This window comes from Citrobacter sp. wls826, assembly GCF_005281245.1.
In the GTDB taxonomy this organism is placed as follows: domain Bacteria; phylum Pseudomonadota; class Gammaproteobacteria; order Enterobacterales; family Enterobacteriaceae; genus Citrobacter; species Citrobacter braakii.
The window spans coordinates 10196-24988 of sequence record NZ_SZWS01000055.1; the positions used below are offsets into that span (position 1 = coordinate 10196).

General features: G+C 53.5%; 14 protein-coding genes and 1 pseudogene. 3 read left to right on the plus strand and 12 right to left on the minus strand.

Annotation, left to right across the window (positions count from 1 at the left end; genetic code table 11):
* The 3 genes and pseudogenes from coaE to yacG form a co-directional block, all read left to right on the plus strand.
* Positions 1 to 72 (plus strand): annotated as a pseudogene (gene coaE / locus FDW87_RS22775) (dephospho-CoA kinase); the annotation flags it as partial.
* Entirely contained in the window at positions 72 to 815 is a 744-nt protein-coding gene (gene zapD, locus FDW87_RS15890; protein ID WP_016151705.1) for a cell division protein ZapD, read from the plus strand. The pseudogene coaE and the gene zapD, both read left to right, overlap by 1 nt.
* 9 nt (positions 816 to 824) lie before the next feature.
* Positions 825 to 1019 (plus strand): DNA gyrase inhibitor YacG, encoded by a 195-nt coding sequence (gene yacG / locus FDW87_RS15895; protein WP_049269180.1) that lies wholly within the window; start codon positions 825 to 827, stop codon positions 1017 to 1019.
* An 88-nt stretch (positions 1020 to 1107) separates the two neighbouring features.
* Here the strand turns inward: yacG and mutT are convergent, their stop codons facing one another.
* The 12 genes from mutT to FDW87_RS22780 all read right to left on the minus strand — a co-directional run.
* Complete coding sequence (gene mutT, locus FDW87_RS15900; RefSeq protein ID WP_049269177.1) at positions 1108 to 1497, minus strand: 8-oxo-dGTP diphosphatase MutT; 390 nt, start codon at positions 1495 to 1497, stop codon at positions 1108 to 1110.
* Positions 1498 to 1553: 56 nt separating this feature from the next.
* Positions 1554 to 4259, minus strand: a complete 2706-nt coding sequence (gene secA / locus FDW87_RS15905; RefSeq protein ID WP_016151702.1) for a preprotein translocase subunit SecA — start codon at positions 4257 to 4259, stop codon at positions 1554 to 1556.
* A 60-nt stretch (positions 4260 to 4319) separates the two neighbouring features.
* Positions 4320 to 4826, minus strand: a complete 507-nt coding sequence (gene secM / locus FDW87_RS15910) for a secA translation cis-regulator SecM (protein ID WP_049269176.1) — start codon at positions 4824 to 4826, stop codon at positions 4320 to 4322.
* Between the two features lie 284 nt (positions 4827 to 5110).
* Positions 5111 to 6028, minus strand: coding sequence for a UDP-3-O-acyl-N-acetylglucosamine deacetylase (gene lpxC, locus FDW87_RS15915; protein ID WP_006686706.1), 918 nt, complete (start codon positions 6026 to 6028; stop codon positions 5111 to 5113).
* A gap of 100 nt (positions 6029 to 6128) precedes the next feature.
* Positions 6129 to 7280: a cell division protein FtsZ gene (gene ftsZ, locus FDW87_RS15920; RefSeq protein WP_003018753.1), complete on the minus strand. Its 1152-nt coding sequence runs from the start codon at positions 7278 to 7280 to the stop codon at positions 6129 to 6131.
* A gap of 186 nt (positions 7281 to 7466) precedes the next feature.
* Complete coding sequence (gene ftsA / locus FDW87_RS15925; RefSeq protein ID WP_003018755.1) at positions 7467 to 8729, minus strand: cell division protein FtsA; 1263 nt, start codon at positions 8727 to 8729, stop codon at positions 7467 to 7469.
* Positions 8726 to 9559 (minus strand): cell division protein FtsQ, encoded by an 834-nt coding sequence (gene ftsQ / locus FDW87_RS15930; RefSeq protein WP_003018758.1) that lies wholly within the window; start codon positions 9557 to 9559, stop codon positions 8726 to 8728. Before ftsQ ends, ftsA begins: the two co-directional genes overlap by 4 nt.
* Position 9560: 1 nt before the next feature.
* Positions 9561 to 10481: a D-alanine--D-alanine ligase gene (locus tag FDW87_RS15935; protein WP_137379944.1), complete on the minus strand. Its 921-nt coding sequence runs from the start codon at positions 10479 to 10481 to the stop codon at positions 9561 to 9563.
* A complete protein-coding gene (gene murC, locus FDW87_RS15940; protein ID WP_016151698.1) occupies positions 10474 to 11949 on the minus strand; it encodes a UDP-N-acetylmuramate--L-alanine ligase in 1476 nt (491 codons plus the stop codon). The genes FDW87_RS15935 and murC overlap by 8 nt, the downstream gene beginning before the upstream one ends.
* 51 nt (positions 11950 to 12000) lie before the next feature.
* Complete coding sequence (gene murG, locus FDW87_RS15945) at positions 12001 to 13068, minus strand: undecaprenyldiphospho-muramoylpentapeptide beta-N-acetylglucosaminyltransferase (RefSeq protein WP_016155690.1); 1068 nt, start codon at positions 13066 to 13068, stop codon at positions 12001 to 12003.
* Positions 13065 to 14309, minus strand: coding sequence for a cell division protein FtsW (gene ftsW, locus FDW87_RS15950; protein ID WP_016155689.1), 1245 nt, complete (start codon positions 14307 to 14309; stop codon positions 13065 to 13067). The genes murG and ftsW overlap by 4 nt, the downstream gene beginning before the upstream one ends.
* Positions 14309 to 14793, minus strand: a 485-nt coding sequence (locus FDW87_RS22780) for a glutamate ligase domain-containing protein (RefSeq protein ID WP_305764074.1), incomplete at its 5' end; no start/stop codon positions are given. The genes ftsW and FDW87_RS22780, both read right to left, overlap by 1 nt.

Here is a 14793-nt window from a genome sequence, read left to right on the forward strand (position 1 = left end):
TCGGATGTCGCCCGCCTGCACGCGCTCTATTTGCAATGCGCGTTGCAGTTTGTCTCACAGGAAAAACCGTAATGCACACCCAGGTCCTTTTTGAACACCCTCTCAATGAGAAGATGCGTACATGGCTGCGCATAGAGTTTTTAATCCAACAGCTCTCCGTTAATGTACCCATAGCGGACCATGCAGGCGCACTGCATTTTTTCCGCAACATCGGAGACTTACTGGATGTCTTTGAACGCGGCGAAGTCCGTACCGAACTCCTCAAAGAGCTGGAAAGACAACAGCGTAAACTCCAGGCCTGGGTTGAAGTTCCCGGCGTCGATCAAAACAGGATCGACGCATTGCGCCAGCAGTTAAAAAGCGCGGGCAGCATTCTTATTTCGGCTCCGCGTATTGGACAGACGCTGCGCGAAGATCGTCTGATTGGCCTTGTACGTCAGCGTTTAAGCATTCCTGGCGGATGCTGCAGCTTCGATCTGCCGACCCTGCATATTTGGTTACATCTACCGCAGTCGCATCGCGACGCGCAGGTTGAAACCTGGCTTGCAAGTCTGAATCCGCTCAATCAGGCACTGTCGCTGGTGCTGGATTTAATTCGCAACTCTGCGCCATTCCGTAAGCAAACCAGCTTGAATGGTTTTTATCAGGACAACGGCGAAGATGCCGATCTGCTTCGCTTGCAGCTGCCGCTTGATTCGCAGCTTTATCCGCAAATTTCTGGTCATAAGAGCCGCTTTGCTATTCGCTTTATGCCGCTGGATAGCGAGAATGGCCAGGTGCCTGAGCGTCTCGATTTTGATCTGGCGTGCTGTTAAGGAGTCAACATGTCTGAACAAACCATCGTCAACTGCCCAACCTGCGGCAAACCCGTAGTGTGGGGTGAAATCAGCCCGTTTCGCCCATTCTGCAGCAAGCGCTGCCAGTTAATCGATCTGGGTGAGTGGGCCGCAGAAGAGAAACGTATCCCAAGCTCTGGTGATCTGTCGGAAAACGACGACTGGAGTGAAGAGCAGAAGTAATTCAGCTAAAACGTAGGGCGGGCAAGCGTAGCGACCCCGCCCTAATTTGCCGGATGGTGGGGTTGCCTAATCCGGCCTACGAACACCATTATCCAGTAATCAGCTTTTCAATTACCGGCGCATTCGCAGGCGGAAAATCTTCTGCATTCAGAGCATCTTGCGCAATCCACTGCGCCGGTTGCCCCTCTTTCCCCCACGGTTCGCCTTCCCAGCTTTCAACCAGCCAGAACCACAGAGTGATATGCCGGTCCGGAAACTGGTACTCCAGCTTTTCGAACAGTGAGCTTTGAGTCGGCGTAATGCCTACTTCTTCCTGTAACTCGCGAATCAGCGCCTGCTCCGGCGTTTCGCCCGCTTCAATTTTCCCGCCGGGGAACTCCAGCTTATTTGCCATGTGGGCATCAGCCGCACGCTGGGTTATAAAAATTTCATGGTGCTGGTTGCGAATAATCCCGACGGCGATCTGCAGTATTTTCATCTTTATAGTCCATAAAAAAGGCGCAGAATTCTGCGCCTTTTCAGTAAGTTATTTTCTTAGCTCAGACGGCCATGGCACTGTTTGTACTTTTTCCCGGAACCGCAAGGACACGGATCGTTACGGCCCACTTTACGATCGCCAGTTTGTGCTGCCAGCTCTTCTGCCGCGGCAGAATCGTCACCTTTATGGCTCAACTGCTGCATCTGCGCTAAACGTTCAGCGTCTTCACGACGTTGCTGCTCCATCGCTTCTACTTCTTCAGGCATACGTACCTGAACTTTGCTCAGGGTGCTGATCACTTCGTACTTCAGTGATTCCAGCATTGATGCAAACATAGAGAAGGATTCACGCTTGTATTCCTGCTTCGGATCTTTTTGCGCATAACCACGCAGGTGGATACCCTGACGCAGGTAGTCCATCGCCGCAAGGTGCTCTTTCCACAGAGAATCGAGAGTTTGCAGCATCACGCCTTTTTCGAAGTGACGCATCATCTCCGCGCCCACAACTTCTTCTTTACGCTGATAAACTTCGATGGCGTTTGCCAGAATACGTTCGCGCAGCGTTTCCTCATGCAGCTCAGGCTCTTTATCAAGCCACTCTGAAATAGGCATTTCCAGATCGAAGTCGTTTTTCAGACGTTCCTGCAGACCCGGGATATCCCACATTTCTTCCAGAGACTGCGGCGGAATATAGGCATCAATCGTCGCTTTGAAGACATCCTCACGGATGCTATTAATGGTTTCGCTAACGTCAGTTACGTCCAGCAGTTCGTTACGCTGGGTGTAGATTGCGCGACGCTGGTCATTGGCAACGTCATCATATTCCAGCAGTTGCTTACGAATATCGAAGTTGCGGCTTTCTACTTTACGCTGCGCGTTTGCAATCGCTTTAGTCACCCACGGGTGTTCAATCGCTTCACCAGGCTTCATGCCCAGTTTACGCATCATGCCGGACACGCGGTCAGAAGCAAAAATACGCATCAGCGCATCTTCCATCGACAGATAGAAACGAGAAGACCCCGCATCCCCCTGACGACCAGAACGACCACGCAGCTGGTTATCTATACGACGAGATTCGTGACGCTCGGTACCGATAATATGTAAACCACCTGCTGCTAACACCGCATCATGGCGAACCTGCCACTCGGCTTTGATCTGCGCGATTTGTTCTGGAGTCGGGTCCTCCAGCTCGGCAATTTCCGCCTGCCAGCTACCACCCAGCACGATATCGGTACCACGACCCGCCATGTTTGTCGCGATAGTCACTGCGGAAGGATAACCCGCCTGGGCGACGATTGCGGCTTCGTTGGCGTGGAACTTGGCGTTCAGAACGTTGTGTTTGATACCCGCCTTGTTCAGCTCATTAGAAACCACTTCCGATTTTTCAATAGAGATAGTACCAACTAGCACTGGCTGGCCATTTGCGGTACGCTCTTTAATATCTTCAATGATCGCCTGAATTTTTTCCGCTTCAGTCATGTACACCAGATCCGGTAAATCCTTACGGATCATCGGGCGGTTGGTCGGCACAACCACGGTATCCAGTTTGTAGATGGAGCTGAATTCAAAGGCTTCAGTGTCTGCTGTACCGGTCATACCGGCCAGTTTTTCGTACAAACGGAAGTAGTTCTGGAAGGTAATAGATGCCAGCGTCTGGTTCTCGTTTTGGATATCTACGCCTTCTTTGGCTTCAACAGCCTGGTGCAGACCATCGGACCAGCGGCGACCCTGCATGGTACGACCGGTGTGTTCGTCGACGATGATAACTTCACCGTCTTTCACGATATAGTCAACGTCGCGAGTAAACAGCACGTGCGCGCGCAGTGCAGCAGTCACGTGGTGCATCAGCATAATGTTGCCCGGAGAGTACAGCGACTCGCCCTCATCCATAATGCCTTCGTTAACCAACAGCTCTTCAATCAGTACCAGACCACGTTCGGTCAGGTTGACCTGGCGCGCTTTCTCATCAACAGAGAAGTGGCCTTCCCCCTGGAACGTGTCGGAATCGTCCTTCTCCTGACGAATCAGGTGCGGGATGATTTTGTTCACTTTTTTATACATTTCCGAGCTGTCTTCAGCCGGACCGGAAATGATCAGCGGCGTACGCGCTTCATCGATCAGGATGGAGTCGACTTCATCGACCAGCGCATAGTGCAGTTTACGCTGAACGCGCTCTTCCGGGCTAAACGCCATGTTGTCGCGCAGGTAGTCAAAGCCGTATTCGTTGTTGGTACCGTAAGTAATATCGGCATTGTAGGCTTCACGCTTGGCTGGCGCAGGCAGGCCAGACATGTTGATACCCACGGTCATGCCGAGGAATTCAAACAGCGGGCGGTTATTTTCGGCGTCACGCTGAGCCAGGTAGTCGTTCACGGTAACCACGTGTACACCCTTCCCGCTTAAGGCGTTGAGGTAGGCTGGCAGCGTTGCGGTCAGGGTTTTACCTTCACCGGTACGCATTTCCGCGATGCAGCGATCGTTAAGCACCATACCACCCAGCAGCTGTACGTCGAAATGACGCATGCCGAACACACGCTTACTCGCTTCGCGGACCACCGCGAACGCTTCCGGGATCAGGCTTTCAACGCTGGCGCCTTTTTCCAGACGGGCGCGGAATTCAGCGGTCTTCGCTTTCAGTTCATCATCGGAGAGTTTTTCCATCTCCGGTTCCATTGCATTGATGACATTGACCACTTTACGCATACGACGCAGCGTACGCTCGTTACGGCTACCGAATACTTTTGTTAATAATTTGATTAGCATAATAAAATCTCAAACGCCCCGCGGTGCGGAGTCAAAAATTATAAGTTGGAAGGTTCTTTTTTAGCTGAGGCGTTGAGGGCCAGCACGGATACCCTGCAGCTGGCTGATCCAGACCGGAACGCTAAATGCGGCCTGAGAGGTAAAATGGGCATATGTCACGCGACTCACGGTCGCGGGCGGTCTGCCTTCTTGCGTCAGCATCGCGCTGAGCGTATTCAGTAACGCAAGATGGTGCGCCTGGATTGGCAACGGCTCTTCGGCAACAGGCAGCGCCTGAGGAGCCATGGCAAAAGAAAGATGGCGAATGACCGTACGAATGGCATGCTGATGCCAGTAGTCAACGGTAAAATTCGGGCGGCGATTGGTCGCCTCCAGCAAAGCAAGCTGGCTAAAGTTAACTTTGGCAGATTGATCGTGATTGCTGGCGGTCGCCTTCGCGGGAGTATTAGGTTCAGCAGCATTACCGAGCGCAGGCAGGCCTAAACTAGCCGCGACCATCCCCAACAGGAGATGCGGCCAGAAGTACCGTCTGCCTAACTGTCGCCAACGCGTCAGTATTCCACTCACGTTATTGCCACCTGATATACCCTGCGTTTGGGGTTACAAATGCAAAACCATTTTTTTGCGCATAAATATTACCATTAAAGCGTACGCTCCACAGCAGTAATGACAGCAAGTCGCGGGTAAATATGCTTAAGAAAGCAGCGATCGAACGGTGTTTTAATCTGTTGGTGGGGAAAAAGTCGCTTCAGATAAGGTGGTTTTGCAATCGAAAGATAAAAAACGACTGGCTCACCTGGCCGGAGAGAGTGCCAGATTTACCAGTCGAATTTATGCGACAGCGTATGTCGTTATGCCAGTACAGTCGAAGGTGCTTTGAACGCCAACGGCAGTTCTGCATCGTCCTGGAAGGTCACATATTCCCAGGCTTCCTGTTTTGCCAGGACTGCCTGCAATAGTTTGTTATTCAGTGCATGACCGGATTTATACGCGGTGAATGCACCAATAATGTTGTGACCACACATGAACAAGTCACCAATCGCGTCGAGCATTTTGTGACGAACGAATTCGTCTTCAAAACGCAGGCCGTCTTCGTTCAATACGCGATAATCGTCAACAACGATGGCACAATCGAAGCTGCCGCCCAGGCACAGGCCGCGGGACTGCAGATATTCGATATCACGCATGAAGCCGAAAGTACGCGCGCGGCTGATCTGGCGCATGAACGCATCCGCAGAGAAGTTCATCGCGTAGCGCTGCGTGCTGGAGTCGATCGCCGGATGGTTAAAGTCGATGGTGAAATCCAACGTAAAACCATTATACGGCTTAAACTCAGCCCACTTATCGCCATCTTCGACACGAACGGTCTCTTTGATGCGAACAAATTTTTTGGCGCTGCTCAGTTCTTCAATACCTGCATCAAGCAGCAGGTAAACGAACGGAGCGGCACTGCCATCCATAATCGGGATTTCCGGGGCGTTAACTTCAATAACGATGTTATCGATACCTAAGCCCGCCAGAGCAGCATTAAGGTGCTCTACGGTTGAAATCCGCACATCATGCTCATTGACCAGACACGTACAGAGCATGGTATCACGCACAGATTTGGCATCGGCCGGGAAATCTACCGGAGGATTCAAGTCGGTGCGACGATAGATGACCCCGGTGTTGGCCGGCGCAGGGCGTAATGTCAGGGTGACTTTTTTGCCGGTATGCAAACCGACGCCAGTCGCCTGAACGATACGTTTAAGAGTCCTTTGTTTGATCATCGTATAATCTCGCCAAATTACCTATCCAACCGAAGTGTACTATACATTCGGTGGGCCAGTTTAGCACAAAGAGCCACAATTCCCAAATTCCAGCTAATTCTTAATCAGCTTGCTTACGCAGGAATGCAGGGATATCCAGATAATCCGGCTCTTTCGTGGTTTGCGGCGTATTGTCGTTAACCACTTTCGCTACCGGTTTCTGCTCTTGCGTCAACGGCGCCATACCGTGCTGCTGGTAACGATCCATTACCGGCTGCTGTACCTGTTTGTTGGTCACCAGAGTGATTTCAGGACGCTTGTCCATACCAATTCCAGTCGCAACAACGGTCACGCGCAGTTCGTCGTTCATATCCGGGTCCAGAGAGGTACCGATAACCACGGTCGCGTTATCCGATGCAAAGGCACGAATCGTGTTACCCACGGTTTCGAACTCATCCAGACGCAGGTCGAAGCCCGCAGTAATGTTAACCAGCACGCCGCGTGCGCCGGACAGATCGATATCTTCCAGCAGCGGAGAAGAGATAGCCATTTCAGCCGCTTCTTCTGCACGGTCTTCACCGCTCGCCACGCCAGAACCCATCATTGCGTAGCCCATTTCGGACATCACGGTGCGCACGTCTGCAAAGTCGACGTTCATCAGGCCTGGACGAGTAATCAGTTCAGCGATACCCTGGACTGCGCCTTTCAGCACGTCGTTCGCTGCGCCAAATGCATCCAACAGGGAGATACCACGGCCCAGTACTTTCAGCAGTTTGTCGTTCGGGATAGTGATCAGAGAGTCCACGTGTTTGGACAGCTCGGTGATCCCCTGCTCCGCGAATGCCATACGCTTCTTGCCTTCAAAGTTGAAAGGCTTAGTCACGACAGCAACGGTCAGGATACCTAAATCTTTTGCGACTTCAGCTACCACTGGCGCTGCACCGGTACCGGTACCGCCGCCCATGCCAGCTGCGATAAACACCATGTCTGCGCCGTCAAGCGCTGCGCGCAGAGCTTCGCGATCTTCGTCTGCCGCATTACGACCGACTTCCGGGTTTGCACCCGCGCCCAGACCTTTGGTGATGCCGCTACCAATCTGAATGGTCTGTCCAACCGCCGTTTTACGCAACGCCTGAGCGTCGGTATTCACCGCGAAGAATTCAACACCTTCGATGCGCTCACGCACCATGTGTTCAACGGCATTACCGCCGCCGCCACCGACGCCGATGACTTTAATCACCGCGTCGTTGGTTAGTTCCATAGGTTCAAACATAGTTTCTCTCTCCGTTTTACACTTCATCCTTCAAGCCGCCTCTTTGTTGGCTGCCTTCACTCACTCCCGTGACATAGTAAACTATGCTCCAGGAGATTCGCTCAGTTGCCGCCGCGATGCAACTTGAATGACTTTGTGTAGTGCCTGTCGCCTGAGACCGTTAATTTGCGTCGGTCTCTTTAAAAATTAAAACTCTTTACGTAACCAGCTATTCAGTCGCTTGATCCACGATCCGACCGAGGCAGTTACGCGCTTTTCTACTTCAGCCTCACCACTTAAATGGGATTCTTTCCCGTAGTGCAGCAGCCCCACCGCCGTTGAATAATACGGCTCCTGGGCATAATCCGTCAGACCGGTAATATTCAGCGGTGCGCCAATACGTACTTGTGTATGGAACACGCGCTGTGCGCAGGCCGCAAGACCTTCAATTTGCGCAGCACCGCCGGTTAACACAATCCCCGCCGCCAGATGATGTTTCACACCCTGTTGGCGAAGCTGTTCTTGTAATTGCAAAATTTCTTCGTTGACCAGGTTGAGCAGCTCGGTATAACGCGGCTCAATGACCTCTGCCAGAGTCTGACGTTGCAGGCTACGCGGCGGACGACCACCAACGCTTGGCACTTCAACGCTCTCGTCTTTACCCACGATGGAACCCAGTGCGCAGCCATGACGCACTTTGATGGCTTCAGCATCGCTCGGCGGCGTACCAAAGGCATACGCGATATCGCTGGTCACGACATTCCCTGCATAAGGGATAACTTTAGTGTGGCGCAACGCCCCGCCAGTATAAACGGCGATGTCCATTGTACCACCACCAATATCCACCACGCAGACACCCAGTTCACGTTCATCTTCCGTCAATACGGAATAACTGGCTGCCAACCCGGCAAAAATCAGTTGGTCAACTTTCAGACCACAACGTTCAACGGCTTTGACAATATTCTTCGCCATGTCGTTGTGGCAGGTAATAAGGTGGACTTTTGCCTGCATACGCACACCGGAAAGACCGACCGGATTTTTGATACCTTCCTGGTAGTCGATGGCGTATTCCTGCGGGATGACGTGCAGAACACGATGTTCATCGCGAACGCGTACGGATTTTGCCGTATGTACCACGTTTTCCACATCTTCCTGCGTCACTTCCTCTTCGGAAATGGGCACCATACCAATTTCATTCTGACAGCTAATATGTTTACCGGAAAGCGCCAGATACACTGAAGAGATCTGGCAATCTGCCATCAGTTCAGCCTGGTCAATGGCGCGCTGTACGCACTTCACCACTGACTCAAGGTCATTCACCCCGCCTTTATCCATACCTCGCGATGGGCAACTGCCCACGCCAATGATATTGACCATACCGTCGGGCAGAACTTCCCCTACTAAAGCGGCTACCTTCGCGGTGCCAATCTCCAGTCCAACTACCAGTTTTCTGTCCGTCGCCTTGATCATTGTTGTTCTGCCTGTGCCTGATTCTGTTGCTGATTAGATTCCTCAGGAGGCAAGGGAACCCAGCCTACTGCCGCTCCTGAGTCATAACGCAAATCAACGTAGCTAATCCGTTTGCCATCGGTTTGCGCCTGCTGCTGTAAAACCGGGTAGAGTTCCACAAAGCGAGCCAAACGTTTTATCGTATCGCCCCTGCCCAGATTCAGCTTAATATCGTTATTCAGCGTCAACTGCCAGGAACGACGAGCGGTCATTGCCGCTTCCTTCAGGGTGAATCTGTCCTTAGCCAGCACCTGCCCCATATCGCGGAACCCTTGCAGCACTTCACTTGCGCTGCCTTCCGGTCCGTACAACATAGGTAATACCTGCTTATTAGCCCGACCGGTTGGGACACTGAAGGTATTTCCTTCAGCATCCACCATATGTTGGTCATTCCAACGCGCTATTGGCACATATTCAACCAGATGAATCTTCAATTCATCAGGCCATTGCTTTCTGACGCTCGCCTGTTTGATCCAGGGGAGGCGTTCAATCTGGCTCTGGATGATGTTCACATCCTGAGTCATAAATGTTCCCGGAGCGCCCAGCGCCAGGATGGACTGACGGATATCATCATTGCGCGTGTAATGCCGTTCACCGGTTAACACCAGTTTTGACAATGGCAGGCGCTGCGCATCTTCCATCCATCCCAACACTACCCAGCCGCTGACAAACACGGTGCACAGCACTGTCAGCAGGAACAGTATTCCTGCAAGACGCGTTCCATTATTGCGGCGTGAGGAGTTTACTTCTTCTTCATCACCGTTTCGCGTGTTCAGCGCAGCCTGCGACATATCAGTCCGCCAACTCCAGAATTCTTACCACCAACTGCGAGAAGCTCAGGCCCGCCTGACGCGCCGCCATCGGCACCAGGCTGTGGCTGGTCATACCCGGAGAGGTATTCGCTTCCAGCAGATAAAACTGGCCATCGCTGTCCAGCATGACGTCAATGCGACCCCAACCTTTACAGCCCAATGCGGTCCACGCTTTCAGGACTAATTCCTGTAAAAAGGCTTCTTGTTCGACTTCCAGACCAGCAGGGCAGAAATATTGTGTCTCATCAGAGAGATACTTCGCCTCATAATCATAGAAGGTTCCCGCGGGTTGGATACGTATTGACGGTAAAATTTCTTCGCCAAGTATCGCAACTGTAAATTCCGGGCCACTGAGCCATTTTTCAATCAGTACTTCTTCATCATGCTGAAAAGCCAATGCTAATGCACCCTGCAAAGCATTTTCTTCTTCAACTTTTGACATCCCTACGCTGGAACCTTCACGGCTTGGCTTTACAATCAGCGGCGAACCTAACGCAGAAATTTTTGTAACTGCCTCATCGCTAAGGCCTTTTTCGAACTCAGCGCGGGTCAGCGCAACCCATGGGGCGACGGGTAAACCTGCGCCCTGCCACAGCAGCTTGCTGCGCAGTTTGTCCATTGAAATCGCGGAAGCCATGACGCCGCTGCCGGTATACGGCAGGCCAATCAGCTCCAGCATGCCCTGCAATGTGCCATCTTCACCGCCACGGCCGTGCAGCGCAATAAACACCTTCTGAAACCCCATAGATTTCAAAAGAGTGACATCGACCTCTTTGGGGTCAACCGGATGGGCATCTACACCACCTTCGCGTAATCCTGCCAGTACGGCCGCGCCTGAATTCAGCGATACTTCACGCTCAGCGGAGGTTCCCCCTAACAGGACCGCGATTTTATCAGCCATGTTGTTCTTCCTCCGGGTTTTGCGGCTTCAGTTTGATTTCAGCTAAGGAACGCGCGATTTTGCCGATATTTCCAGCGCCCTGCACCAAAATCAGATCGTTGCCGGTTAATACGGGTGCCAGCATTTCTGCCACCTGGGCCGGATCGGATACCAGAATCGGATCGATCTTACCGCGGCCACGAATCGTACGGCACAACGAGCGGCTGTCGGCACCCGGAATCGCGGCTTCGCCCGCGGCATACACATCCAGCATCAACAGCGCATCGACCTGGGTCAGCACGTTGGCAAAGTCGTCGTACAGATCGCGAGTACGCGTAAACCGGTGCGGCTGGAACAGCATCACCAGGTTTTTGTCCGGCCAACCCGCGCGCGCGGCTTTAATCGTAGCGTCCACTTCCGTTGGGTGGTGGCCATAATCATCAACCAGCATCGCGGTCCCGGCTTTACCGTTCACCGGCTCAAGCGGGAATTCGCCGAGGAAGTCAAAACGACGTCCGGTACCCTGGAAACTTTCCAGCGCGCGCAGAATAGCGTCGTCTTCAATACCTTCTTCCGTCGCGACCGCCACTGCCGCCGCCGCGTTCAGTGCATTGTGACGACCCGGCGCGTTTAACGTAACACGTAAATCGGCCATCCCCTGACGCACCAGCGTGAAGTGTCCTTGTGGACCAATCTGCTGGTAATCTTCAACGCGCACATCGGCATCATCACTGAAACCATAGGTTGTGGTTTGACGGCCAACTCGCGGTAACAGTTCGCGGATAACCGGATCGTCAACGCACATCACCGCACGACCATAAAACGGCAAGTTATGCAGGAAATTAATAAACGTCTGCTTTAAATTTTCGAAGTCGCCATGGTAGGTATCCATGTGGTCGGCTTCGATATTGGTGACAATCGCCACCATTGGCTGCAAATGCAGGAACGACGCGTCGCTCTCGTCTGCTTCGGCAATCAAATAACGGCTATGACCCAGGCGCGCATGCACGCCTGCGGCCTTCACCAGACCGCCGTTGACAAAAGTGGGATCCAGACCCGCTTCCGCGTAGATGCTGGAGACCATTGCCGTAGTCGTGGTTTTACCGTGCGTCCCGGCAATAGCGATACCGTGACGAAAACGCATTAACTCCGCCAGCATTTCAGCACGACGAATCACCGGAATACGTGCTTCATGCGCTGCAACAATTTCCGGGTTATCCGCAGAAATAGCGCTGGATACCACCACCACGCTCGCATCGCGCACGTTTTCCGGGCGATGGTTGAAGAAAATCGTGGCCCCCAGATTCGTCAACTGCTGCGTCACAGGATTCGGCGCTAAGTCAGAACCGCTGATCTGATAACCTTCATTGGCCAAAACTTCGGCAATACCGCCCATACCAGCACCACCGATGCCGACAAAGTGAATGTGCCGAACGCGACGCATTTCGGGCACGATGGAACGCAGTTTTGCCAGTTGTTGTGTATTCATTCTTTAGCCATTAACTTCTTAGTTCATGCGATGCAAAAGGCATCACCACAATTACGCCCGGGCAGCCCGGCTCACTTCATTTGCAACGCGCTCTGTGGCATCCGGTATGGATGCGGCGCGCGCACGTTCTGCCATGGTTAATAACGTTTCTCGCGACCACCCGGCAAGGGTGCTGGCGACGGCATCCACAGTAAACTGCGGCTGCTCCAGAATTTTGGCGGCGCCCGCTTTCTCCAGCGGCAGCGCATTCCAATACTGCTGTCTGTCTTTGTGCTGGAACGGCACAAACAGCGCAGGCAAACCTGCGGCGGCAATTTCGCTCACCGTCAGCGCGCCTGAGCGACAAACCACGACATCAGCCCACGCGTAGGCCACTGCCATATCATCAATAAACTCAGTGACCTTGTGCTGCGGTTGTCCCGCGTCGGCATACGCCTGTTCAACGGTCTGCTGCGCGCCTTTGCCGCTCTGATGCCAGATAGTCACCGCGTCGCCAAGCTTTGCGGCAACCTGCGGCATCGTCTGGTTCAGTACGCGTGCGCCCTGAGATCCCCCGACGACCAACACACGAACCGGACCTTCACGCCCGGCCAGGCGCACTTTTGGCAACGGCAGCGCCAGCACGTCAGTGCGCACCGGGTTGCCCACCACTTCCGCATTCGGGAAAGCGCCAGGAAAAGCCTGCATCACCGTAGTGGCAATCTTCGCCAGCCATTTGTTAGTTAATCCCGCAATGCCGTTCTGCTCATGCAGTACAACCGGAATACCTAATGACCAGGCCGCCAGACCGCCAGGGCCAGACACGTAGCCGCCCATACCCAGCACCACATCGGGTTTAAACTGCTTCATGATGGCGCGCGCCTGACGCCAGGCATTAAAAATACGCACAGGTGCAGCCAGCAGCGCATTGACGCCTTTACCACGCAAACCGGAGATACGAATAAAGTCAATTTCAATGCCGTGTTTCGGCACTAAGTCCGCTTCCATACGATCGGCGGTGCCCAGCCAACGAACCTGCCAGCCCTGGGCCATTAAATGGTGCGCGACCGCCAGCCCCGGGAACACATGCCCGCCGGTACCGCCCGCCATCACCATTAACCGCTTCGGTTGACCACTCATCGTGCACCTCGTGTAAACGCCTGGGCTTTTTCCAGACGCGTTTCATAATCAATACGTAACAAAAACATGATGGCCGTCGACATAATCAACAAACTTGAACCACCATAACTGATCAGCGGCAGCGTCAGACCTTTGGTTGGCAGCATACCCGCCGCCGCACCGACGTTTACCAGTGCCTGGAAGCTAAACCAGATCCCGATTGAGCAGGCTAAAAAGCCTGAAAAACGGTGGTCAATTTCCAACGCCTTACGGCCAATCGACATCGCGCGAAAAGCGACGAAGAATACCATTAAAAGTGCCAATACCACACCGATATAACCCAGCTCTTCCCCAATGATGGCGAAGATGAAGTCGGTGTGCGCTTCTGGTAAATACTCCAGTTTTTGGACTGAATTACCTAAGCCCTGCCCCCAAACCTCACCGCGACCAAAGGCCATCAGGGATTGCGTCAGCTGGTAGCCACTGCCGAACGGATCTTCCCATGGGTTCCAGAAGGAGGTTACGCGGCGAATACGATACGGTTCGGCAAGGATCAGCAGCACGACCGCTGAAATCCCCATGCCGATAATGGCAATGAACTGCCACAGTTTCGCTCCGGCGAGAAACAGCATCGCCAGGGTAGTGACAAACAGCACTACCACCGTACCAAGGTCAGGCTGTGCCAGCAGTAAAATAGCCAGCACCAGGATCACGCCCATCGGTTTTAAGAAACCGCGCAAGTTGTTACGCACTTCATCAACTTTACGCACCAGGTAGTTGGCGAGGTAACAGAACAGCGACAGCTTGGTAAATTCCGCAGGCTGAATACGCAGCGGCCCCAGCGCAATCCAGCGCGACGCCCCGTTAACGGAGCTACCCACCACCAGCACAATCAGCAGCATGATGATCGAGGCTATCAGCATCGTCGTACTGTACTTTTGCCAGAACTCCATCGGCAGACGCAGCGTCACCATCGCCAGGCAGAAGGCGAGGAAGATGTACAGTGCATCACGCTTAGCAAACAGGAAAGGATCGCCCGCCAGACGTTGTCCAACGGGCATCGATGCCGATGTCACCATCACAAAACCGATCGCTGCCAGACCAAAGGTCAACCACAGCAGCATGCGGTCATACATGATCAGGCTGTCCGCGTCTTTATCACGCGAAGCCATCACCCAGCCTTTAAGTGCCGCGAAGACCCACGCCAGGACACCCAGTCCCGGTAAGCGCGGCATTCTCAGACGAGGGAGAGATAAGCGCATCAACCCAACTCCTTCGCCAGGCGGGTAAAGACGTCACCGCGTTGCTCAAAGTTCTTGAACTGGTCGAGGCTGGCGCAGGCGGGCGACAGCAGCACCATATCGCCCGACTTCACGCGCGGTGCGAGCAGACGCATTGCCTGCTCCATGGTTTCAGTTTGTTCCGTAACGTCAGGTCGCAGAGCGGCAAGCTGCGCGCCATCGCGACCAAAGCAATACAGACGAATGTTGTCGCCGGTCAGGTATCGTTGCAGCGGCGTAAAGTCAGCGGATTTCCCGTCTCCCCCCAGCAACAGGTGCAACGTACCGTCCACGTGCAGGCCATTCAGCGCAGCTTCAGTGCTGCCGACGTTGGTGGCTTTAGAATCGTTAATCCAGCGCACGCCGTTGTGCTCAAGCACATTCTGGAAACGGTGCGCCAGACCGGTAAACGTGGTGAGCGCTTTCAGGCTCGACGCCCGCGGCAGACCTGCGGCATCCGCCAGCG

Coding starts and splice junctions, on each gene's coding strand:
- yacG (WP_049269180.1), top strand. CDS start 825: ATGTCTGAACAAACCATCGTCAACTGCCCAACCTGCGGCAAACCCGTA.
- ftsW (WP_016155689.1), bottom strand. CDS start 14,309: ATGCGCTTATCTCTCCCTCGTCTGAGAATGCCGCGCTTACCGGGACTG.
- mutT (WP_049269177.1), bottom strand. CDS start 1,497: ATGAAAATACTGCAGATCGCCGTCGGGATTATTCGCAACCAGCACCAT.
- ftsA (WP_003018755.1), bottom strand. CDS start 8,729: ATGATCAAGGCGACGGACAGAAAACTGGTAGTTGGACTGGAGATTGGC.
- zapD (WP_016151705.1), top strand. CDS start 72: ATGCACACCCAGGTCCTTTTTGAACACCCTCTCAATGAGAAGATGCGT.
- secA (WP_016151702.1), bottom strand. CDS start 4,259: ATGCTAATCAAATTATTAACAAAAGTATTCGGTAGCCGTAACGAGCGT.
- lpxC (WP_006686706.1), bottom strand. CDS start 6,028: ATGATCAAACAAAGGACTCTTAAACGTATCGTTCAGGCGACTGGCGTC.
- murC (WP_016151698.1), bottom strand. CDS start 11,949: ATGAATACACAACAACTGGCAAAACTGCGTTCCATCGTGCCCGAAATG.
- ftsQ (WP_003018758.1), bottom strand. CDS start 9,559: ATGTCGCAGGCTGCGCTGAACACGCGAAACGGTGATGAAGAAGAAGTA.
- murG (WP_016155690.1), bottom strand. CDS start 13,068: ATGAGTGGTCAACCGAAGCGGTTAATGGTGATGGCGGGCGGTACCGGC.
- ftsZ (WP_003018753.1), bottom strand. CDS start 7,280: ATGTTTGAACCTATGGAACTAACCAACGACGCGGTGATTAAAGTCATC.
- FDW87_RS15935 (WP_137379944.1), bottom strand. CDS start 10,481: ATGGCTGATAAAATCGCGGTCCTGTTAGGGGGAACCTCCGCTGAGCGT.